Origin of the sequence: Bacillus sp. DHT2, assembly GCF_026241455.1 — a bacterium.
Classification (GTDB): domain Bacteria; phylum Bacillota; class Bacilli; order Bacillales; family Bacillaceae_G; genus Bacillus_A; species Bacillus_A pseudomycoides.
Genome location: NZ_JAPHWH010000010.1, coordinates 113,964 through 134,227 on the forward strand (window position 1 = coordinate 113,964; position 20,264 = coordinate 134,227).

Here is a 20,264-nt window from a genome sequence, read left to right on the forward strand (position 1 = left end):
CATTTCACCATCCGAAAGACCGTTCTATTAAAAGTCTTCGTATCTTCTGTATTTTAATCAATTATTCGCTTGCTCCCATTAATCCTTGATTGGAAATTTAACGTTAAGCTCCGCTAATTGCTCTTTTGCCTTTTTCATGATAGCTTTCGCTTTTTCCTTTGTCGCATCATCAAGGTTTGCAAACATTTCTTCTCGTTTCCCTTTTTCAGGAAGCTTCACACCTAGTTCTGCCAATTTCTCTTTTGCTTGTTCATGAGTTAATGTTCCTGCTTTTTTCTGCTCTATAATCGCTTTCGCTTTTTCTTTCGTCGCCTCATCAAGGTTTGCAAACATTTCTCCTCGTTTCCCTTTTTCAGGAAGTTTCACACCTAGTTCTGCTAATTGCTCTTTTGCTTGTTCATGAGTTAATGTTCCTGCTTTTTCTTTCTTCATAATCGCTTTCGCTTTTTCTTTCGCCTGATCATCCAGGTTAGCAAACATCTCTTCTCGTTTCCCTTTTTCAGGAAGCTTCACACCTAGCTCAGCCAATTTCTCTTTTACTTGTTCATGTGTTAATGTACCAGACTTTTTCTGCTCCATGATTGCTTTTACCTTTTCTTTTGCCTGATCATCCAGGTTAGCAAACATTTCTCCTCGTTTCCCTTTTTCAGGAAGTTTCACACCTAGTTCTGCTAATTGCTTTTTCGCCTCCTGCATGATCGTTTGCACTTTTTGTTTCGTTGCTTCATCCAAGTTTTGATACGAAGTCCCTTTCTTAGTTTGTTCTGTGGCTTGTGTAGAATTGTCTGTGCTAGCTGCAGCAAAAGCAGGGATACCTGCCCCTCCCATAATTCCTAGTGATAAAGCTCCTGCAGCTACTACATACCCAATTGTTTTCTTCTTCATATGAAAATTCCTCCTTCATTTCATATCAAATAACTTTCTAAAACTTGTACACCTTCGTATACAATTCACATAGTAAATTGGTTTTCTTAATTTTTCCTTAACCATTAGATAAACTTCAACAAATCAATAAAAGCCGCTCAATTGAGCGGCTTTCTTCTATGCATTTTGTAATTGTCCTTCTTCACGATCCATTACTTTTCTAAGCACAATTGTTTGTAGCATTGTAAATATGTTACCTGTAATCCAGTACAATACAAGTCCTGATGGTGCCGCAAATCCCATAAATAAAATCATTGCTGGCATCATGAACTGTTGCACTTTCAGCATTTGAACTTGCTCTCCAGGTGTCACATTTGACTGCATAACCTTCATTTGAATAAATGTTGCTAGCGCTGCAAGAATCGGTAAAATATGATACGGATCTGCATGTCCTAAGTTTACCCATAAAAATGAAGATGTACGAATCTCTTCAGTCCTGCTAATCGCATAATACAATGCTGAAAAAATCGGCATTTGTATTAGAAGTGGCAAGCAACCAGCCAAAGGATTCCAACCGCCCGTTTTCATTAGTTCTGACATTTCTTTTTGATATTGTTTTTGCTTTTCAATATCTTTGCTTACATTACCATGCTTTTCTTTCAACTTCTGAATCTGTGGCTGCATTTTTTTCATTTTCATTTGACTACGATATTGCGAAACAGCTAATGGAATCATTGCTGAACGAATCACAAGCGTAATGATAATAATTGCAATACCGAGGCTTCCGCCAGGTACATGATGAGCAACAAATTGAAGCATAAGCGAGATTGGATAAACAAAATAGTGATCCCAAACCCCCGTACTATGTGCATCAATTGGTGCCGTACTGCTACAACCAGATAAAACAAAAACAAGTAATAATGATAAACTAACGAGCACAGCTCGGTATGATTTTAACATGTTCATTCCTCCAATGTTTCGTAATTAGTTAGCGAAACATTGGTAAATATGGACCGACCTCATCACTCTCTCCGCTCGATTCTTGTCTGCGAACCGACCGAACCATTCCATATTTATAGAAGATGGAAAAAAGCGGAGTATTTCCTATATGTTCTTCACATATATCAACGAATGCGAAAGCTCTTTGTCTACCGCTTGATGTTTGTTGGCGTACAAAGCGAGAAACATTAGCGAGAAAATAGACTTCTAATAAACAGAATGCTGTCGTTACAAAAGTTATATATAGAATTGCATCTTGCAATAAAAATTCCATCGCTTCACATCCTTAATAAGCTCATTTTAGCACATTCTCCAAACGTTCTCTATTTCCTTTTATTTTCAAATAAATGTTTTGCATATTTTCTCACAAAAATGATACAGAAAACCATTGTATTCGTTTTCTTTAGTATATTCACACATATAACTGAATAGGTTTGATTTTTTAGAAATTTATAAAATTTTCGTATTATAATAAAACGGTTGCCAGTTTTTGAAAAAAGCATTATTCTCTTCTTGTAATCAAAAATGAATATGGAGATGAAACATACTATGGGTCAATTAGGAGACGCCGATTACGTTCCCGACACCGCCTTTTTATCCTTCCCAGCAGCTAGAACATTTCATTTAGAATTTGTAATACAATTGATTGTTATTTTTATAGCTTCCATTTTGTATGCTATTTCAATGAATATGTTTTTTATCCCGCATAATATGATTAGCGGTGGTTTCGCTGGAGTTGGGATGATTATCGGTTATTTAATGCATTATAATATCGGTGCACTTATCTTTTTACTAAATATCCCTCTTCTCATTTTAAGTCACTTTTACTTAGGAAAGAAGACAACCTTTTTAACAGCGTATTTCGTGGCTGTATCATCACTTGCCATGAACATTATCCCAGTACATCAAGTATCAGATGATATTTTACTTTCTTCTGTATTTGGTGGGGTCATCTGTGGTGCAGCCTCAGGGATTATATTCCGATTTGCTTCTTCAACAGGTGGTTTTGATGTTGTTGGATTGATTGTAGCGAAATATAAAGACATTTCGATTGGTGCTATTATTTTTGGCTTCAACTTAATCTTACTTGTTGTCGCTGGCTTTATTTTCGGATGGGATATTACACTGTACACATTAATTAGTCGTTTTGTTGTCAGCAAAGTAATTGATGCTGTACATACAAAACACATTAAATTAACGATAATGACAATTACAGAAAAAGGCGAGGAAATTAAAAGCGCACTACTGCATCACGGCATACGTGGTGTAACGATGGTAGACGCTGTCGGCGGCTATACCAACCATAAGAAAAAAATGATTTACACTGTCGTAACCCGTTACGAATTAGGAGAAATAAAGCGTATCATTCGTCATGTAGACAATCATGCGTTTATGAATATTACAGAAACCGTTGAAATCGTTGGACGTTTCAAACGTATATAAGAAGGCGCAAGGAATTCGAATTCCTTGCGCTTTTATTTTTACACTCATTGTAAAATCAGATAATTCTATTATTATTATTAAGCTAAATATGTTATAATACAATAAGACTCACAAAAAAGAATGTATAGACTTGGGAGTTTCTCTTACTTGTATAAGCAAAAAGAAACGAGAAGTCGGGTATATCTCAAGTGCAAGTTTACGTAATAACGAATCATTTTCGCATCATACAAGAAACGGTTCAAAGTGACCAATTATCTTAATTATTCTTCATTACTCTAAAAAAGATACGTACAACTAAAATTTACTTCTATTACTATACCTACCTTTTTGACTTCCAAATCATCTTATTACATAAGGAGATGAACATATGAATCAACATATACGGTACATGGTAGCTGTCCTGTTTGCTCTTATCGGCGGCATGATTTGCTTCTGGACAAACATTCAGCTTGGAGAACATATCATTTTTAATGGAATCGAATCACTTGTAAGCGCTTCAATATTAGGCGGATACATTTTCTTCCTCTTTAATCCAGAAGAAAATGCTCAAAAAACAATGTTATTAACAATGATCGGAATCGTTGGAGGATGTATTTCCTTCTCAATGACGAATTACACATTACCATTACAATTAAGCTCAGCTTTCTTCCACGGTCTTTGGACTTGGTTTATCGCATTTTGCTTAGCAGATGTGTTTAACCTATTACAAGACCCTGAAGAAGAAAATGGTCGAGGGATCGAGAGCAACTCTTAATACAAAAGAGGCTAGAAGATGAATCTTCCAGCCTCTTTTTGCAATATATCGACCGGTCCACAAAATACGACACGCCTTGATCCTCACCATTCACTATATCAAGCTATATAAAATTATATATAGAAAAGAGGATATCTTACTCAGTGTAAGATATCCTCTAGATTACGAGTTTCTTTTGCAAAAGCTGGAACCATTCTCGTTCTAATTGTAAATAACCGACTCCACTCTTTTCAGCATTCTTTAACTCACTTTCTGCCTTCTTCATATATGTATGAAAGGATTCCGCATCCTTCTCTAAATATTTTAAGATTGCATGTGTACGGTAATACCCATGCGGGTCCAATTTTGTTATAGCCTTCGCGTGCTGCTTCATATCTTGTAAAGAAACATCGTCCATATCATATAGCACTTTATATAACAAATACCAGCTATGAAAACCACCAACAAAATATTTATTTTCTTTTGTAACAGGTATTTGTAAAACCTGTTCTAGGCAAACGATCCCTGTTTCCATTCCTTCTCTATCACATCGCGAATAAAACGTGAGCATAAGATCACTCAGTACTTCTCTTACCTCTTCATCGCCCTTTATTTTTTCTTCACTTATTTCTACTAACTTTTCGTCCCAATCTTTTGGCCGCTTGAAGCTCCACAACTCGCTAGATACTTGAATACTATGTAAATGTTGCTGCGCCTTTTCATCACCTTTAATTAAGATTAAAAATTGTTTGCCATCACTAAGCATAATTCCCTTCATTGGAATCACTGTAGCTAAAAAGATTGCTAAATGTAATACAGAAAAATATAAAAGAAATTGGTAGTAGCTCACCATGTATACATAACCAGCTAACAAACCGCACACCAAACTTGTTATCGGTCCACCTAGCGTCATCCATGCCCATTTCTTTGAAAGATTTGGTGTATGTATAGACGGAGGTAACAACATAGCTACGCCTCCAAAATACAACCACAATTTATTTTCTCTTATCCGTATTTTCTCTCCCTCTTTTTGGATAGTAATAGGGCCTGCTACCATAAATTTAAACTTCAAACCATTTAGCAGACCAAAAATAACATGCCCAAGTTCATGAATTGCAAGAACAAGTACTCCAATAAGCAGTACTCCCCATATTTCCATAAACCCTTGCATTTTTTCTGGTCTGATCCATCCATATATAACTGAACAAACAAAAGCAATAACTATAGAAAAAGCTGGCCTTTTCAAAATATCCACCTTGTTTCTCCCCTCAGTAATCTTTAACATTAATAAATCATTTTCTTATGCATTTCATACATGTATTTCCCAATATGCAATACCCATACAAATGAAATCATACCAATAAAGAAGAAACCTTCTCCCGTCCAAAGCGTATAAATAATCGCAGCCAACCATACGCATACAAGAACAATATTTGTAGATTGATAAGCTCGATACCCTGCTTCATGAACGATGTGAGTTTGTCCTTCATCTGCATTTTTTGCCCACATCTCAAGTGATTGTGAATATGTTACGCTCTGTTCTGGATACAGTGCGTTGTATCGACTTTTCATAATAACGCCTAATAAGATAACGACAATGATCCCTACTGAAGATGCAATTACATTTCCAACTTCAAATAATGACATTGTATTTGTTATATAAGAGCGATAGCAAGATATGTATGCATAAACTCCCCAAGACGGTATAATGATTTCACTTGCACGTAAATAAATTAATTGTGCTCCTAACCGTCTACCTAGAATGCTTTCCTCTTCATCACGTAATTTATTTAAGAAACGTGTCGTTTTCCAAATTCGATACATAATCCCTACGGCAAATAAAATAAGCGCAATGATTACTAAATAACTAGGCGCAGGTACTATTCTTCGTCCTGGTACAAAAGCATCCGCTAATATAAAACCAACACCAAAACCACCCATCATAGCCATTAAAATCTTCAAAATCGTAAACAAATTCCCTTTCTTTTTACTTCTCATCGTCCTTTTCCCCCTCTACTAATGTAAATATCTCCTCCACCGGTACTCCAAAAACATGCGCAATCTTCAGCGACAAAACAATTGAAGGCGCATAATCTCCGCGCTCAATTAAGCTAATCGTCTGCCGCGATGAATCAATTACTTTCCCTAAATCACCCTGTGACATTCGATGCTTTGCTCGAAATTCTCTCACTCGATTTTGAAGCTTCATATTCGACCTCTTTTTCGTTTATTTAATTAAAATTGTAAATAATATCCTCATAGTCGTCAATTATCATTGTCATTTTGACATTAATGTATGTCAAAATGACTCTATAAAACAAACTTTTACATGAAACTTAAAAGGAAAATAAAAAAGGCAGTGCCTATCAGCACTACCTCTTCCAATTTCCGACATAGAATGGATTCCATATTAATTTGCACTTTGTACAAATACGCGTTTTAATTGTTTGCGGAAACGAACTCCTAACGTAATTGCTACAATAACAATCACTCCAAAGATAATTTTCCCAATGTGTTGTCCAAGTACTCCAAATATATCATGTAAGTTTCCACCTAACCAATAGCCACCGATTAAGAAGAAAGATACCCAGAATAGAGCACCAGAGTAAATCGTTATAGCAAAGCGACGGAATGGTAAATTAATAATGCCTGCAAAGTATCCAGTAAAATGGCGTACACCTGGAATAAAGAATCCGATAAAAATAAGGAAGTATCCATATTTATCAAACCACATTCTCGTTAAATCAATTTTTCTTTGCGTTAAAAACACATACTTCCCATACTTCTGTACGAACGGCATACCAAGTTTATTACCTAAAAAGTACTGAATTGTCATCCCAACACTCGTTCCAATACATGATAAGATAATTAAAAGTGGTAATTGTAAATCCCCTTGATGCGCCAAAAAACCCGCGTATGCTAGTGTTGGCTCTCCCGGAAACGGAAGCGCAATATACTCTAACAGCAACCCTACAAGTACTACATAGTAACCGTATTGCTGAAATAATTCATGAATCCATTCCATGTCGATCTCTCCTTTTCTCTCTTATCTACAGCATCTATCACGTTCAAACTGTTACTATTATTGTATAAAAAAATTGTCGAAATAACTATCACAATAGCTTACATTTAGATTACATTTTTGTAAGGGAAATACTAAAATACCCCATATTCATGCAAATTCTCCTAATATCTATTATATATTTTCAAATTTTTTCATTTCTCCTTTATTATATACAAAAAAATTGCATTTTTCTCTCATTTTCGCATAGTTAACTTTTAGAAATTCACTTATCCTTATTTTAGAAGATACGCGCAACTCTTCTCACATGTGATTTCTAAAAAAACACACAAAACTTGCGAAAAGAATTACATCTACTTTATATTAAAAATGTAAAAGAGATTGCTATAAACTAGAGTCATAGTCATTATCAAATGTTTTATATCCAAACTCACACACGATTGTGAGTGGCGGAATTTTGTAGAGTTTTCACTCTGTTTCGTTCGCCCGCTGTCCTGAATTGGACAGCGGGCGTTTTTTATTTGTCGAAGGAGGATTTTTTATGGAGAAATTTAAGTTTTCATTATTAGTTTTATTTGGTGCCTGCAGCTACGGCGTACTTTCTACAATTTTCAAACTTGGCTTTATGAACGGGTTTTCTGCACATGAGTTACTAGGTGGACAATATGTATTTGGTTGGGTGGGACTTTTATTGCTCGTTCTTTTCTTCTCGCGCCATAAAGTCTCGAAAAAACAAGCATTGACCTTATTAGCTGTCGGAACAACAATGAGCATGACCGGGATTTTCTACGCGATTTCTGTAGAAGAATTACCTGCTTCCATCGCTGTTGTTCTACTCTTTCAATTTACCTGGATTGGAGTAGTCATTGAAGCAGTCGCTAATAAGACATTACCAAGCCGCGAAAAGGTAATATCTATTATTATTTTATTTGCCGGAACATTATTTGCAGGCGGTGTGTTTGAAGGTCTTGGTCAAAACTTCTCTACAAAGGGTATTATCTTTGGACTATTAGCCGCTGTCTCTTTTTCCTTTTATGTCTTTGCAAGTGGCCGCGTTGCTACAAATGTACCACCCTATACAAAAAGCTTCCTTATGACAACAAGTGCTACACTTATTGTGTGTTTATTCTTTCCGCCAACCTTTTTAATGGATGGTGCCTTGCAAGCAGGATTATGGAAGTACGCTTTCTTCCTTGGATTCTTCGGTGTTGTTGTACCGGTAATTTGCTTCTCCATCGGTGTACCAAAGGTCGGCATAGGATTGGGAACCATTTTAGGTGCTGCAGAACTACCAACAGCAATCATTGCTTCTATCACTCTTGTTCATGAAGTCGTATCACCGATGCAATGGCTCGGCATTGTTTGCATATTGCTTGGTATTTTCACACCACAAATTTTGACTGCACGGAAGGAGAAGAAAAAGAGCATAGAGCATAGCGCCTAAAAAAGAGCACATCATGTGCTCTTTTTACTTTCATGCTCCATATAACCTTTCTACCTCTTTTTCAATTTGTTTTATATCAATTCTTTCAAATAAAGGCTGTACATGACTTATCCGCTCTGGCAATATATTTTCACATTTCCAGCCCGTATTCGTAATCGCTAGCATATTCCGCACCCTTTCACTTGAAAACGGTAAAAATGGCTCCAGTAACTGCGCAAAATTCACAATAAAATATACACAGGTGTAAATCGTCTCTTCGCAAGCAACAGGCTCTTCCTCCCTTTGCTTCCATGGCGCCTTCTCATCAAAATATTTATTCGCAAAGCGTACCGTTTCAAAGATTGTTTCTACTGCTACTTTAAAATGAGCCTGCTCAATCGCATTTCCTACACTGCGATATAATTCCTCTATTCTTTCTTTTAGCTCTAGATTTATATGTCCCTTTGGTACCGCACCGTCATAATATTTCTCAATAAACTTTAATGTACGATTTACAAAGTTCCCATATGCGCCTAGCAACTCACTGTTATGGCTATAAATAAATTCGCGCCAAGAAAAATCGGTATCGCGATTTTCTGGTGCATTAATCGTTAAGAAATAACGAATCGAATCTGGATCATACCGCTCTAATATATCCGGTACCCATACTGCCCAGTTTTTGCTTGTCGATAACTTTCGTTTCTCAACAGTTAAATATTCATTGGAAACGATATGACGCGGAATTGCCTTTTCTCCTATCCCAAGTAATACAGCTGGCCAAATAATAGAATGGAACGGAATATTATCCTTCCCATGAACATAGTATGTCCTCGCGCTGCTACTCCAGAACTCCCCATCATCTTGCCTTGTTTCTTCAGCCCATCGTTTACTCGCTGAATAATAACCAGCAACAGCTTCAATCCACACATAAATTTTCTTATCCTCATATCCCTTAACTGGAATTGGTACTCCAATTGGTAAATCACGTGATACAGCCCGGTCCTGTAATCCTTCTTCTAAGTAACGCTCTGTTAATTGAATTGCATTATCACGCCATGCTCCTTCTCGTTTTGCAACTGCTACGGCATCTTTAATCTGCGGCTGAAATTTATGCAAGGCAAAATAGAAATGCTCCGTTTCCTTAACTGCTGGCGTATTTCCACACAGCTTACATTTCTTTTCTAATAAATCGAGTGGATCTAAAATAGCTGAGCATGCATCACATTGATCCCCACGTGCTGGTTCATGGCAATGTGGACAAACCCCCTCCACATAGCGATCCGGTAAAAATTGTGTACACGTTTCACAATATGCTTGCTCAACTGTCTTTTTATAAATAAATCCTTCTTCTAACAAACGTAAGAAAATCTTCTGTACCGTTTCATGATGATGCTGTGCATCTGTACGTGTATAACGATCATACGTAAAACCAAGCTGCTTAAAACATCGCTCAAATTCCTCATGATAATAGTCTGCAATTTCTTTTGCAGTAAACCCTTCTTGTTTTGCCCGAATAGCAATCGGAGTTCCATTACAATCGCTTCCTGATACGTAAAGAACATTTTCACCTTTCGTTCTATAATAGCGAGCTAAAATATCCCCAGGTAATAAACCCGCAACATGCCCAAGATGTAAAGAGCCATTCGCATATGGCCAAGCTCCTCCAATAAAAATACTCATCTTACATTCCTCCTTTTAAATATAAAAAAGCCCCGCCCCTATCTTCTAAAAAGATAAGGGCGGGGCTGTATAAACAGTCGCGGTACCACCTTATTTCGCCAGTTATTCACATAACCGACCTCGTCAAGTACGGAGCATTATTGTGCTCTTATACTGTGGTTTTGATAACGAGAACCAACTCTCGTCGCCGCTTACTATTATCATTTGATAAGTTCAGGACGCAGCTCAAAGGCCATTGTTCAAATGAACATTCTTGCTTCTTCTCAGCTCCCGAAGCTCTCTGGAAAGAATGGTTTCATTCTACTTTTCCTTTTCAAGGCTTTTCATATATAACACGTATTTTACGACTAAAGTACAGAAAAATCAAACTTTTAATAAAAGAAAACAGGAAATAAATAATCCCTTCCGAATATATACATGTTTAAAGAAAGGAGCGATCTCATTGAATCAAAAACAATTAAGCACAATTAATAAGCAAAGTTGGAACGCTGCTGCCTATGAGGCGTGGACCAATCGGCACGGTACACCCAAGGAATATGCAAAGAAATTATTACAAGATCCAGCCCATGAAGTATCCTATTACTTACCTTACATAGAGAATATACAGGAAAAACGCATCATAAATTTACTTGGTTCGAAAGGAAATAAAGCTGTGGCATTCGCATTATTAGGTGCTGACGTAACAGTTGTAGATATTTCTGAAAGCAATGCCAAATATGCAAATGAGCTAGCGGATGCTGCAGGAACCTCTATTACATATATTGTTTCTGATGTACTAGACATTTCTCCTTCCAAAACATTCGATGTTGTTTTATTAGAGCTAGGTGTACTCCACTATTTTTTAGATCTTAAGCCACTCTTTAAATTAATCGCTGGGCTGCTAAAAGACGGTGGCACTTTCATACTTCGGGATTATCATCCTCTCTATACAAAGTTAGTAGCGATAGATCATGAAATGTTCCAAGCAAACGGGAATTATTTTTATGAAGAGATTATTGAAGATAACGTTGCTTATAGCAGTCTACTGGATAAAACGCAGCGAGACCTACTACCAAAAACGAAGATTCGTCGCTGGACGTTAGGAGAAATTATTACAGAAATTGCTAAAGCAAACTTACGCATTGAAGAACTTATTGAGGAACGTGGTCCACATCAGCGCTGGGTCTTTCCTTCCTCTGCTCCAGAAGGTATTGAAAATAGAGTCCCTGGACTTTACACATTAATTGCTACAACATAACACAAAAAAGGATCCCTTCACGGATAGGATCCTTTTTGCATGCTTAACGCATATAAGTTGAGGTTGGAGATTACCATAATTCTGTAGAATAGGACACAAGGTATTTCAACATTTTGTCTCTGACTTACGCAGTCAAAAGGGGTATGACCAACATAACGAAGAGCAACGTTCGGTTGATACTGATAATCGTTATCAACTAATTAGAAGTATACATGATGTATCCTAAAAAGACAATAGGAATCTCACATTTTTTATTAGCTAGCTTCTTAAAGCTTTCGGCACATATACACAATATGGCTCGCTCTCTAAATAATCACCGGTTATCGCATATGCTCTTGAGCGAGAACCACCACACACATAACGGTATTCACACTTCCCACATTTTCCTTTATAGCTATCTGGATTACGTAATGCTTGAAAAATTGGAGAATCACGATAAATATCTCGTAAACGCTTTTCTCTCACATTCCCAGCTTGAATCGGTAGTAGCCCGCTTGGATATACATCACCAATATGCGAAATGAAAACAAAGCCGTTACCGTCATTGACTCCTTTTGGCGCTCGTCCTAAACCATCAATTTTTCCAGTTAACCCATTTTGCAGCGCATCTTCATAACACATTCTTTGCTTGCTTTTACCTTCCTTATTCTTTTGCTGCATCACAACGCGGCGATAATGCTGAGCAGCTGTCGTCTTTATATCAAATGAAGCCCTTTTTCCTATTTCATATAATTTACGAAATACAAGTTCATGTTCTACTGGTGAAATCATATCCTCTACACTTCCCCTTCCAGTTGGAACAAGGAAAAACACGCTCCATAGTACACCACCTAACTTTTCAACAAGCGCCGCCATCTCCTCTACTTCATGAATATTATACTTAGAAATGGTTGTATTAATTTGAACGGGAATCTGTAACTCATTTAAGTATTGAATCGCATCCATCGTAAGCTGAAAAGACCCTGCCACACCGCGAAAACGATCATGTGTCTCAGCTGTAGCACCATCGATACTAAAGGCCCAGCGTGCAAGTCCAACCCCTTTTGCTTTTTGTATTGCCTCTTTCGTCACATTTGGAGTCGCACTAGGCGTCATCGAAACGCGTAGTCCTTTTTGCACTGCATAATTTGCTAGCTCATAAATATCTTCTCTCATAAGCGGGTCCCCGCCTGAAAAAACTAACATCGGCTGATTCATTTCATATATTTCATCAATTAATCTCTTCCCCTCAAGAAAAGTTAATTCTCTCGGATCTCTCCTATACTGCGCTTCAGCCCGGCAATGCAGACATTTTAATTCACAAGCTCGTGTAACTTCCCATATCACGATAAAAGGATTTTCATCATAGTTCATTTTCAATCTTGCTCCTTCCTACATACTTATAATCAGTATAGGAAAGATTCTAAAAAAACACTGTGAGCTATTTCACTGCATCTTTATCTTATTTCCTTTATAATGAGAATGGATATCATTAATATTAGGAGTGTTGTGCATGTCGCAAGCGTTCGAAGAAAAATTATATGCCAATTTAGAGGCTGTTATCGATCCTGAATTAGGTGTAGATATTATCAATCTTGGTTTAGTATATGATGTGACAGCAGATGAAAATAATAATGCTGTTATTACAATGACGATGACTTCGATCGGTTGCCCAATGGCTGGGCAGATCGTATCGGATGTCAAAAAAGTATTATCAACAAATGTACCCGAAGTAAATGAAATAGAGGTCAATGTGGTTTGGAATCCACCTTGGTCAAAAGAGCGTATGTCACGTATGGCAAAAATCGCTCTCGGTATTCGCGATTAAATAACAAAGAAAGACCTGACAACCAAGTCAGGTCTTTTTTCATCTTATTTCACACCAACTGCGTCATAAGCTTTCGTTACAGCTTGTACTTCTTTAGAGTTTTGACCATATAAGTCTGTCGCAGCTTGAAGTGCCGCTTGGCGCATCATTTTAAAGTTAGAGTTTGCAGTTAAATATTTTGTAAGAGCGCGGTAGTAAATTTTTTCTGTTGCTTCACGGCCTACGCCATTTACTTTCACACCATAATGCGTGCCACCTTCAGACACTAAATATGCGGCTTTATTATTAATACTACTGTTAATATGCACGCCGCCATTATCAGCTTTTCCAGTGTAGCGTTTGCTGTAATGATCTGGGTAACCTTCACCAGGTTTTAATGGGTTCGGAATAGATGCTGGATCTTTCAGAGAACGAAGCGCATCCCCTTCAACACCAGGTGTATAAATATCAGCACCTAAATCCCAGCTTTTCTTCTCAACCATTACACCCATAATATCAGATAATGATTCATTTAATGCTCCTGGCTCATCTTTGTAAACAAGATTCGCCGTATGCTCTGTTACAGCATGTGTTAGCTCATGTCCAATAACGTCTAAACCTGCAGATAATGGAATGAATGTTTTTCCATCCCCATCTCCATACATCATTTGTACACCGTTCCAAGCTGCGTTATTCCACCCTTCACCTACGTGAACAGTAGAAATCAGCCTCGCACCTTTATTATCGAAAGAATTACGGTTAAATGTCTTTTTATAATAATCGTATACTTTTCCTGCATTTACATGTGCGTCAACAGCCGCTTTATCTTCAAAGAATTTTGATTTACTTTCTACTTCTTCACCTGTATATCCAAGCCATTGTGAGAAGAGATTAAACCAGTTCTCATCCATGTTTTGTGCATCAAACGTATGAACACCATTTCCACGTTTTCCATCAAACAAGTTAAATGCTCCTGTTTTTTCATCTTGAGCAATTTCAAATGATTGCTTGTTTCCTAGAACGCCATAGCCAAAACCAGTAATATGGTCGATTGCATTATATTTCTCAATCACATTTCCATTTGTTGCATCAACAAAGTAATGCCAGTATCCTGGTGCTGGTTTTGAAATAGACGCTTTAACAAGGTATGCAAGATAGTATTGTCCATCTTTTTCATACACATATAAATCTTTTTTCACACCATCATATTTATCTACTTTGCCAATTTCTTTCTCAATATCAGCCTTTGCAACTTCTACCGCCTTCTCATCAGTAATGCTAGCTGCAGCTGGAATATTTTTATCTTCTAAATTCGGGATAACTTGCCCGAAGAACGCCTTTACGTTATTGTCTTTATCAAGCGTAACTGTTTGATCTGATCCATATACAGGAACATTATTATGTTTCTCAACTAACTTCACATGTGTTGTACCCGAGTCAGCGTCCTTTTCTTCCCCTACAATATTAAAATGTTTGTCAATATTTCCTGCTAATTTAAACATATCTTTCTTGCTCTCTAAATACTGAAATACTGTTTCCTTTTTATCTAATCCTTGCGGTGCTTTCCATTCCTCACCTATGTAAGCCGGTGTTTTAAATTCTTGGTGATACTGAATTTGTTGCTCTGCCGCTTGTGTTTTTGTTGCTCCGAATGCCCCAAAACCCCCAACGATAACGGATAAAGCTAATGCTGATGAAACGACTTGCTTTTTCAATCTAACACTCCCCATTCCCCAAAAATTTTTGACACTCTTATACATTTCGAGAAAAGGAAAATATCTCCTACCAAAAAATATTGAGAAACTTTTTTACAATTCCATCCAAAAATCCCTATTTTAAATTCACGAAACATTCCCATTATATTACACTTAAAAATATCTACATATAAAAAATAAAGATAAAATTGCATAGCCTTCTTAACTAGAATCATACTTTATCTTTGAAAGGTGGTGATATAATGTTACCGCAAATTATTATGTATTCCTTCTGTCCGATAACATTAGTAGCGACTTTCCTCCTTTTCATAAAACTACAGCAAAAAGCAATCGTATATTTTCTACCTACTATCGTTTCAGCAATATTAGGCGTTCTCTGCTATGCTCAGTTTTTATTCACTAACGGGTTAAATGAATTTGTTCTCGCCATTTTCTTTATAGTTACAGCATTAACAAATCTATTTTTCATTCTAATCTTAAAAGTATTCAAGATGTTTCGTATGAGGAATTAAGAAAAGCACAAAAAGAAATAGCGCATTATTTTCACTGCGCTATTTCTTTTTTATTCATAGTGTCTCTTATTGCTTTTTCATCTCAATCGCTAAATAATGTGAGTGCTCTTTTGCTTGAATACGAATATCTTCTTCAACTACTTCTGCTGCATCGCGCATTACAAGTGTCTCACCATTTACAACACCGCTTCCTTCAATTTGCACAAGATAAACTTGACGATCTTCGCTAACAGGGAAAGTGATTTCTTTTCCTATTTCTAAAGATAGTGAATATAAATTTGCGTCTTGATGAATTTCAATTGGTGCACCACCATCAATTGGAGATACCATATGGAACCAATTGTTTTCACGTTTATTCCAATCAAACTTGAACTCACCGTAGTTTGGTGTGTGCCCTGCGCGGTCTGGTAAAATCCAAATTTGTAATAGGCGTAATGTCTCATTCCCTAAATTATGTTCACTATGAAAAACACCTGTACCAGCGCTCATATATTGTACATGCCCACGCTCAATTGTACCGCGGTTCCCCATGCTATCTTGATGTGTTAATGCACCATCTACAACGTAAGAAATAATCTCCATATCACGGTGCGGATGCATATCAAATCCTGTTTGCGCTGTTACTAAATCATCATTAATAACGCGAAGCGCCCCAAATCTCATATTATCTGGATTATAATAATCTGCGAATGAAAAATGAAAATGTGTATTTAACCAACCGTGATTTGCTCTTCCCATATTTTTATGATCAACTTTTTTAAACATATCCTTCACCTCATATTATCTCGAATTCGAGATATTTATTTAAAATTTTTTATTGTAACTTTCGAAGTAATTCTAGTAGTTGTTTTTGTTCATTACGATTTAACTTATCAAATTGTTCTGCTTGAAACGTCTCTTGCGGTGGAACAACATCTTTATACAAAACTCTGCCCTTTTCAGTTAACGAAAGGTATTTCGTAGTACCTTCCTGTTCTCGCTTAATCCAATCAAGCTGCTCCATTTTATTTAAAAGCTGCGTGATGTTCCCTTTTGTAACAAATAGCTTTCGCCCGAGTTCTTGCTGTGTTAATCGATCGTGCCCACCAATTTGGGCTAGAACATCAAACTGGGCAGCAGATAAACTCCATTCTTTCAAATGTTGATTTGTCTCACGAATGCTTCTGTTATAAAAGCGTGATAAACGAAACCATAACAATAATCCTAATCTTTCTTCTGTTTTCATTCCATCACCTCGCTTACTTGATGTCTTTAGTTTAGAACTAAACTTTAAAAATGTCAATTACTTTATTTTAGTAAGCAATAGACAAAAGCATAGTAAATTTCTCTCACTATGCCTTAGTTTAAGTTTCTTCTTATATATTCATTCATTTTACGTTCTGCAAATGCTCGGGCATCCTTTTCAATCCAACGTGCTTCATACGCTTCTTTTCCAATGTATAATACATTTTTCTCATGTTGCATTGAATGCCTGAATTCATGTAGTAACGTTTTGAGCACTTGCTCATACTGTTCCCACATACAAACAAAAATCATTTGTCTTTCTTTATGATAAAAACCGCTTAAAGGAAATAAAAATTCTTCTTCCTCTTCTCCTAAGTTTACAAGCACATTATTTGTATCACACGTATCGCAAAAAATAACTGGAATTTCGCGTTTCTCAATAAGTGAAAATATATCATTTTTCACCCGCTGAATATCCCACGGAAACTCTGAGTCCAGCACATACCAATTTCCAGCTTGCTGATATACGTTTTGAAACTGGAGTTCCATTGCCCTCCATTCTCCTTTCTATATTCCCTTTTTCTATATGTATGCCACCATATAGAAAAAATAAACACATATTGCAATACAACATTACATCTATATAAATCCATTTTGATTTTTCAACATATAAGTCGCTGCTTTGAAGAACAAAAGGTGACCCCTACTTGTTTTCTCTCTTTGTTTTTACTTGGCATGGGGCAGGAAGAGGATCTGACCGCTTCTATGCATGGCTAGATGCTCTCTCCCACCTAAAAAGAAGGGTTTTATCTCGTTTTTCAATTTGTATTTATATAGTTCAAAAATAATGTTTGTAAATGGTTGATTTATATCAATTACTAGATTATAATAATTATAAGTTAGTAACCAATATAATATAAATAACTCAAAAGGAGATTGATCATATGAACACACAAGTAATCGAAGTATTAAACAAACAGGTAGCAGACTGGAACGTATTATTTACAAAACTACACAATTTCCATTGGTATGTAAAAGGACCTCAATTCTTTACATTACATGAGAAATTCGAACAATTTTACACAGAAGCAGCTGGACACATCGATGAAATTGCAGAACGCATTTTAGCAATTGGTGGCAAACCAGTAGCGACAATGAAAGAATACTTAGAACGATCTTCTGTTCAAGAAGCGGCTTACGGAGAGACTGCAGAAGGGATGGTCGAAGCAATTATGAAAGACTACCAAATGATGCTAGGCGAACTGAAAAAAGGTATGGAAATCGCGCAGGGTGCTGACGACGAAACGACATCTGACTTACTACTTGGCATCTACACAGAACTAGAAAAACACGCTTGGATGCTACGTGCGTTCTTGAATCAATAATCATATTAAAAGCGGAAGCAGCTCGCTTAGAACAGGAGGGCGTTGGAACTCCTGATTCAGAGGCGCTTTTTGCCTCAGATAAAGGAGTGAAACGACCGACTGTTCTAGCCGCTGGAGCTGGATACTATTAAAAGCGGAAGCCACTCGGTCAATAAATCCCCTCAATTCACTTGAGGGGATTTATTATTATATCGATATATCTCAACCGTTTTTATGTTAAAATATAGAAAATGGCCTTCTAATAGTTACGTCTAGACAATACTTTTCCAAATTCATCATTTAGGTACTATCACTATCAAATGACGGGAGTGGTTCAGTTGAAAGACTATTTGATTCGAGTATTTTTCGCTTCATTAGCTGTTGGAATTACTTTCATGATAGCCAATATTTTAGGCATAAACGTAGATGTAGGAAGCTATCCTTTCCTTATCTGTATCGCGATACTTGGTGGTTGGGGTGGCTGGCATTTATATAAGAAATCTATGAAAGACAAATCTAAAGGCATTCCGAAATGAACGGAATGCCTCTTTTTATTCATCTTATTATGATAACTGCTTCCACTTATTCCCCATAACAGGTCTCTTATAGTTTTTCATGTGGAGCAATAATTCTTCTGCATTATCCGCCGAAACAATTAACTCTTTATTCGATGGATTCATAAACCCTTCTTCTGCCGTGCGATCGATCATTTGCAAAATTGGACTATAAAAATCTTTAATATTTAATAATCCAACTGGCTTGTCATGAATTCCAATTTGTGACCAACATACAACCTCAAATAACTCTTCAAATGTTCCGTAGCCACCTGGTAACGCAATAAATGCATCCGCAAGCTCTCCCATTTTTGCTTTGCGCTCATGCATTGTTTCTACTTCAATTAGTTCTGTTAATCCTTTATGAACAATCTCTCCGCGAAATAAACCACGAGGCATAACACCAGTGACACGTCCGCCTAAGCGCAACACTTCATTGGCTACTTCCCCCATTAAACCAACACATGAACCGCCGTATACTAGTTCACAATTATTTTGGACAAGCACTTCTCCAAGCTTAATTGCTTGCTCTTTAAATTCAGGTCTTTCTCCTAAATTAGAACCTGCAAACACACAAATCTTTCTCATACCTACACCCCGAAACTATATATTGTTATGATACAATGAACATTGTACAACATATTGAGAGGATGGGAAAGAATTGAATATTGCCGAATTTCAGAGATGGGTTGAGGAATTTTACGAAAAACGAAGCTGGTCACAATATAACTCTTTTATTCGCTTGAATTTCTTAACAGAAGAAGTAGGAGAAGTTTCACGAGTTGTACGCGCCATTGAAATTGGACGCGATCGCCCAGATGAACAAGTAAAACAAGTGGAAGAATTGAAAATTGAATTAAAAGAAGAACTTGGAGATGTACTTGCAAACCTCATTATCCTTTCTCAAAAATATGATTTAGACTTACAAGATATTATGGAGGCACATGTCGAGAAGCTTTCTAATCGTTTCGAAAACAAATGAGAATATTTATCAATTATGATATAATGGTTCCGACAACATACAAAGGAGAGAATTTATGTTATCTACTAAATTACACGATGCGCTTAACGGCCAAATGAATTTTGAATTTTACTCTGCCCATGTTTACATGGCAATGGCTGCTTACTGCACAGCAGAAAGCTATGATGGATTTGCAAACTTTTTCCTTGTACAAGCAGAAGAAGAGCGTTTCCACGCAATGAAACTTTACAATTACATTAATGACCGCGGAGAGCGCGCCATTATTACTGGATTCGAAAACCCTAACAATGAATATGAATCTGTTTTAAGCGCATTTGAGATCGCACTTGAGCATGAGCGTGAAGTAACAAAGCGTATTTACAACTTATCCGATATCGCTTGGGATGAGCGTGAGCACGCGACAATTACATTCTTAAAATGGTTCGTTGACGAACAGGTTGAAGAAGAAGCTTCTTTCGACAGCATCATCCAAAAACTAAAACGTATTACAAGCGACTCTAACGCTCTATTTATGTTAGATGCGGAATTGGAAAAACGTACGTTTACTCCTCCTGCTGAGTAATATCCTTATCACCTTAATGAATTCGTTAAGGTGATTTTTTTCTCCTTTAAATCACTTTTCACCTTAACATCGGATTAAAATCAGCTTAAATCTTCGCTCATTCTACATAGGACTACTATTATAAATGGTATTATTTTCAATATAGAGTACAAATAGGAAGGAGA

The 20,264-nt window shown here is 36.8% G+C and carries 25 protein-coding genes and 1 other annotated feature; of the genes, 11 read left to right on the forward strand and 14 right to left on the reverse strand.

Going from position 1 to position 20,264, the window contains the following annotated elements:
* Window positions 1-78: 78 nt before the first annotated feature.
* From ORL93_RS21335 to ORL93_RS21345, 3 genes are all read right to left on the reverse strand, one after another.
* The gene (locus tag ORL93_RS21335) at window positions 79-885 is read right to left on the reverse strand and encodes a hypothetical protein (protein WP_018782758.1); all 807 of its coding nucleotides are present in this window, start codon (window positions 883-885) and stop codon (window positions 79-81) included.
* 156 nt (window positions 886-1,041) lie between these two features.
* Window positions 1,042-1,824, reverse strand: a complete 783-nt coding sequence (locus ORL93_RS21340) for a membrane protein insertase YidC (RefSeq protein ID WP_098160517.1) — start codon at window positions 1,822-1,824, stop codon at window positions 1,042-1,044.
* Window positions 1,825-1,852: 28 nt separating this feature from the next.
* Window positions 1,853-2,137, reverse strand: a complete 285-nt coding sequence (locus tag ORL93_RS21345) for a hypothetical protein (protein ID WP_018782757.1) — start codon at window positions 2,135-2,137, stop codon at window positions 1,853-1,855.
* Window positions 2,138-2,412: 275 nt separating this feature from the next.
* Between ORL93_RS21345 and ORL93_RS21350 the strand changes: the two genes are divergently transcribed.
* Window positions 2,413-3,306, forward strand: a complete 894-nt coding sequence (locus ORL93_RS21350) for a YitT family protein (RefSeq protein WP_018765048.1) — start codon at window positions 2,413-2,415, stop codon at window positions 3,304-3,306.
* A gap of 367 nt (window positions 3,307-3,673) precedes the next feature.
* On the forward strand, window positions 3,674-4,060 hold the full coding sequence (locus ORL93_RS21355; RefSeq protein ID WP_018765049.1) for a DUF3938 domain-containing protein: 387 nt from the start codon (window positions 3,674-3,676) through the stop codon (window positions 4,058-4,060).
* Between the two features lie 157 nt (window positions 4,061-4,217).
* Here the strand turns inward: ORL93_RS21355 and ORL93_RS21360 are convergent, their stop codons facing one another.
* The 4 genes from ORL93_RS21360 to ORL93_RS21375 form a co-directional block, all read right to left on the reverse strand.
* Window positions 4,218-5,324: a M50 family metallopeptidase gene (locus ORL93_RS21360; protein WP_098160515.1), complete on the reverse strand. Its 1,107-nt coding sequence runs from the start codon at window positions 5,322-5,324 to the stop codon at window positions 4,218-4,220.
* Window positions 5,324-6,037 (reverse strand): DUF3169 family protein, encoded by a 714-nt coding sequence (locus ORL93_RS21365; RefSeq protein WP_265959458.1) that lies wholly within the window; start codon window positions 6,035-6,037, stop codon window positions 5,324-5,326. The genes ORL93_RS21360 and ORL93_RS21365 overlap by 1 nt, the downstream gene beginning before the upstream one ends.
* On the reverse strand, window positions 6,027-6,248 hold the full coding sequence (locus ORL93_RS21370; protein WP_003201788.1) for a helix-turn-helix transcriptional regulator: 222 nt from the start codon (window positions 6,246-6,248) through the stop codon (window positions 6,027-6,029). The genes ORL93_RS21365 and ORL93_RS21370 overlap by 11 nt, the downstream gene beginning before the upstream one ends.
* A gap of 201 nt (window positions 6,249-6,449) precedes the next feature.
* Window positions 6,450-7,064, reverse strand: a complete 615-nt coding sequence (locus tag ORL93_RS21375) for a DedA family protein (protein ID WP_003201786.1) — start codon at window positions 7,062-7,064, stop codon at window positions 6,450-6,452.
* 538 nt (window positions 7,065-7,602) lie between these two features.
* Between ORL93_RS21375 and ORL93_RS21380 the strand changes: the two genes are divergently transcribed.
* A complete protein-coding gene (locus ORL93_RS21380) occupies window positions 7,603-8,505 on the forward strand; it encodes an EamA family transporter (protein ID WP_006096476.1) in 903 nt (300 codons plus the stop codon).
* A gap of 30 nt (window positions 8,506-8,535) precedes the next feature.
* Here ORL93_RS21380 and metG read toward each other — a convergent pair whose 3' ends face one another.
* Window positions 8,536-10,164, reverse strand: a complete 1,629-nt coding sequence (metG, locus tag ORL93_RS21385; protein WP_265959459.1) for a methionine--tRNA ligase — start codon at window positions 10,162-10,164, stop codon at window positions 8,536-8,538.
* 52 nt (window positions 10,165-10,216) lie between these two features.
* Window positions 10,217-10,490: a binding site (T-box leader), on the reverse strand.
* Window positions 10,491-10,606: 116 nt separating this feature from the next.
* Here metG and ORL93_RS21390 point away from each other — a divergent pair.
* Complete coding sequence (locus ORL93_RS21390; protein WP_097795015.1) at window positions 10,607-11,401, forward strand: class I SAM-dependent methyltransferase; 795 nt, start codon at window positions 10,607-10,609, stop codon at window positions 11,399-11,401.
* A 258-nt stretch (window positions 11,402-11,659) separates the two neighbouring features.
* On the opposite strand, the gene ORL93_RS21395 is transcribed toward ORL93_RS21390, so the two are convergent.
* On the reverse strand, window positions 11,660-12,754 hold the full coding sequence (locus ORL93_RS21395; RefSeq protein WP_097795014.1) for a TIGR04053 family radical SAM/SPASM domain-containing protein: 1,095 nt from the start codon (window positions 12,752-12,754) through the stop codon (window positions 11,660-11,662).
* A 139-nt stretch (window positions 12,755-12,893) separates the two neighbouring features.
* Here ORL93_RS21395 and ORL93_RS21400 point away from each other — a divergent pair, with 139 nt between their 5' ends.
* The gene (locus ORL93_RS21400) at window positions 12,894-13,208 is read left to right on the forward strand and encodes a metal-sulfur cluster assembly factor (RefSeq protein WP_097795013.1); all 315 of its coding nucleotides are present in this window, start codon (window positions 12,894-12,896) and stop codon (window positions 13,206-13,208) included.
* Between the two features lie 44 nt (window positions 13,209-13,252).
* On the opposite strand, the gene ORL93_RS21405 is transcribed toward ORL93_RS21400, so the two are convergent.
* A complete protein-coding gene (locus ORL93_RS21405) occupies window positions 13,253-14,902 on the reverse strand; it encodes a M4 family metallopeptidase (protein WP_141556323.1) in 1,650 nt (549 codons plus the stop codon).
* A gap of 242 nt (window positions 14,903-15,144) precedes the next feature.
* Here ORL93_RS21405 and ORL93_RS21410 point away from each other — a divergent pair, with 242 nt between their 5' ends.
* Window positions 15,145-15,414, forward strand: a complete 270-nt coding sequence (locus tag ORL93_RS21410) for a hypothetical protein (RefSeq protein ID WP_033796560.1) — start codon at window positions 15,145-15,147, stop codon at window positions 15,412-15,414.
* Between the two features lie 66 nt (window positions 15,415-15,480).
* On the opposite strand, the gene ORL93_RS21415 is transcribed toward ORL93_RS21410, so the two are convergent.
* From ORL93_RS21415 to ORL93_RS21425, 3 genes are all read right to left on the reverse strand, one after another.
* Complete coding sequence (locus ORL93_RS21415) at window positions 15,481-16,179, reverse strand: pirin family protein (RefSeq protein ID WP_097795012.1); 699 nt, start codon at window positions 16,177-16,179, stop codon at window positions 15,481-15,483.
* A gap of 49 nt (window positions 16,180-16,228) precedes the next feature.
* Window positions 16,229-16,639, reverse strand: a complete 411-nt coding sequence (locus ORL93_RS21420) for a MarR family winged helix-turn-helix transcriptional regulator (protein WP_097795011.1) — start codon at window positions 16,637-16,639, stop codon at window positions 16,229-16,231.
* Between the two features lie 113 nt (window positions 16,640-16,752).
* Window positions 16,753-17,187 carry a DUF3920 family protein gene (locus ORL93_RS21425; protein ID WP_097795010.1) on the reverse strand — a complete coding sequence of 145 codons (435 nt, stop codon included), beginning with the start codon at window positions 17,185-17,187 and terminating at the stop codon, window positions 16,753-16,755.
* A gap of 395 nt (window positions 17,188-17,582) precedes the next feature.
* Between ORL93_RS21425 and ORL93_RS21430 the strand changes: the two genes are divergently transcribed.
* From ORL93_RS21430 to ORL93_RS21440, 3 genes are all read left to right on the forward strand, one after another.
* On the forward strand, window positions 17,583-18,023 hold the full coding sequence (locus ORL93_RS21430) for a Dps family protein (protein WP_018765061.1): 441 nt from the start codon (window positions 17,583-17,585) through the stop codon (window positions 18,021-18,023).
* Window positions 17,993-18,154 carry an NADH dehydrogenase gene (locus ORL93_RS21435; protein WP_081621459.1) on the forward strand — a complete coding sequence of 54 codons (162 nt, stop codon included), beginning with the start codon at window positions 17,993-17,995 and terminating at the stop codon, window positions 18,152-18,154. The genes ORL93_RS21430 and ORL93_RS21435 overlap by 31 nt, the downstream gene beginning before the upstream one ends.
* Window positions 18,155-18,340: 186 nt before the next feature.
* On the forward strand, window positions 18,341-18,538 hold the full coding sequence (locus tag ORL93_RS21440) for a hypothetical protein (RefSeq protein ID WP_018765062.1): 198 nt from the start codon (window positions 18,341-18,343) through the stop codon (window positions 18,536-18,538).
* Window positions 18,539-18,565: 27 nt separating this feature from the next.
* On the opposite strand, the gene ORL93_RS21445 is transcribed toward ORL93_RS21440, so the two are convergent.
* Window positions 18,566-19,144, reverse strand: a complete 579-nt coding sequence (locus tag ORL93_RS21445) for an LOG family protein (protein WP_018782746.1) — start codon at window positions 19,142-19,144, stop codon at window positions 18,566-18,568.
* 73 nt (window positions 19,145-19,217) lie between these two features.
* On the opposite strand from ORL93_RS21445, the gene ORL93_RS21450 reads away from it, so the two are divergent.
* Complete coding sequence (locus ORL93_RS21450; RefSeq protein ID WP_016112448.1) at window positions 19,218-19,538, forward strand: MazG nucleotide pyrophosphohydrolase domain-containing protein; 321 nt, start codon at window positions 19,218-19,220, stop codon at window positions 19,536-19,538.
* Window positions 19,539-19,593: 55 nt separating this feature from the next.
* Window positions 19,594-20,100 carry a ferritin gene (locus ORL93_RS21455; protein ID WP_097795009.1) on the forward strand — a complete coding sequence of 169 codons (507 nt, stop codon included), beginning with the start codon at window positions 19,594-19,596 and terminating at the stop codon, window positions 20,098-20,100.
* The last annotated feature ends 164 nt before the right edge of the window (window positions 20,101-20,264 follow it).

Excerpts from the sequence above, each read along its gene's own strand:
- ORL93_RS21335 (WP_018782758.1), bottom strand. The coding sequence starts at position 885 with ATGAAGAAGAAAACAATTGGGTATGTAGTAGCTGCAGGAGCTTTATCA.
- ORL93_RS21340 (WP_098160517.1), bottom strand. The coding sequence starts at position 1,824 with ATGTTAAAATCATACCGAGCTGTGCTCGTTAGTTTATCATTATTACTT.
- ORL93_RS21345 (WP_018782757.1), bottom strand. The coding sequence starts at position 2,137 with ATGGAATTTTTATTGCAAGATGCAATTCTATATATAACTTTTGTAACG.
- ORL93_RS21350 (WP_018765048.1), top strand. The coding sequence starts at position 2,413 with ATGGGTCAATTAGGAGACGCCGATTACGTTCCCGACACCGCCTTTTTA.
- ORL93_RS21355 (WP_018765049.1), top strand. The coding sequence starts at position 3,674 with ATGAATCAACATATACGGTACATGGTAGCTGTCCTGTTTGCTCTTATC.
- ORL93_RS21360 (WP_098160515.1), bottom strand. The coding sequence starts at position 5,324 with ATGTTAAAGATTACTGAGGGGAGAAACAAGGTGGATATTTTGAAAAGG.
- ORL93_RS21365 (WP_265959458.1), bottom strand. The coding sequence starts at position 6,037 with ATGAGAAGTAAAAAGAAAGGGAATTTGTTTACGATTTTGAAGATTTTA.
- ORL93_RS21370 (WP_003201788.1), bottom strand. The coding sequence starts at position 6,248 with ATGAAGCTTCAAAATCGAGTGAGAGAATTTCGAGCAAAGCATCGAATG.
- ORL93_RS21375 (WP_003201786.1), bottom strand. The coding sequence starts at position 7,064 with ATGGAATGGATTCATGAATTATTTCAGCAATACGGTTACTATGTAGTA.
- ORL93_RS21380 (WP_006096476.1), top strand. The coding sequence starts at position 7,603 with ATGGAGAAATTTAAGTTTTCATTATTAGTTTTATTTGGTGCCTGCAGC.
- metG (WP_265959459.1), bottom strand. The coding sequence starts at position 10,164 with ATGAGTATTTTTATTGGAGGAGCTTGGCCATATGCGAATGGCTCTTTA.
- ORL93_RS21395 (WP_097795014.1), bottom strand. The coding sequence starts at position 12,754 with ATGAACTATGATGAAAATCCTTTTATCGTGATATGGGAAGTTACACGA.
- ORL93_RS21400 (WP_097795013.1), top strand. The coding sequence starts at position 12,894 with ATGTCGCAAGCGTTCGAAGAAAAATTATATGCCAATTTAGAGGCTGTT.
- ORL93_RS21410 (WP_033796560.1), top strand. The coding sequence starts at position 15,145 with ATGTTACCGCAAATTATTATGTATTCCTTCTGTCCGATAACATTAGTA.
- ORL93_RS21415 (WP_097795012.1), bottom strand. The coding sequence starts at position 16,179 with ATGTTTAAAAAAGTTGATCATAAAAATATGGGAAGAGCAAATCACGGT.
- ORL93_RS21420 (WP_097795011.1), bottom strand. The coding sequence starts at position 16,639 with ATGAAAACAGAAGAAAGATTAGGATTATTGTTATGGTTTCGTTTATCA.
- ORL93_RS21425 (WP_097795010.1), bottom strand. The coding sequence starts at position 17,187 with ATGGAACTCCAGTTTCAAAACGTATATCAGCAAGCTGGAAATTGGTAT.
- ORL93_RS21430 (WP_018765061.1), top strand. The coding sequence starts at position 17,583 with ATGAACACACAAGTAATCGAAGTATTAAACAAACAGGTAGCAGACTGG.
- ORL93_RS21445 (WP_018782746.1), bottom strand. The coding sequence starts at position 19,144 with ATGAGAAAGATTTGTGTGTTTGCAGGTTCTAATTTAGGAGAAAGACCT.
- ORL93_RS21455 (WP_097795009.1), top strand. The coding sequence starts at position 19,594 with ATGTTATCTACTAAATTACACGATGCGCTTAACGGCCAAATGAATTTT.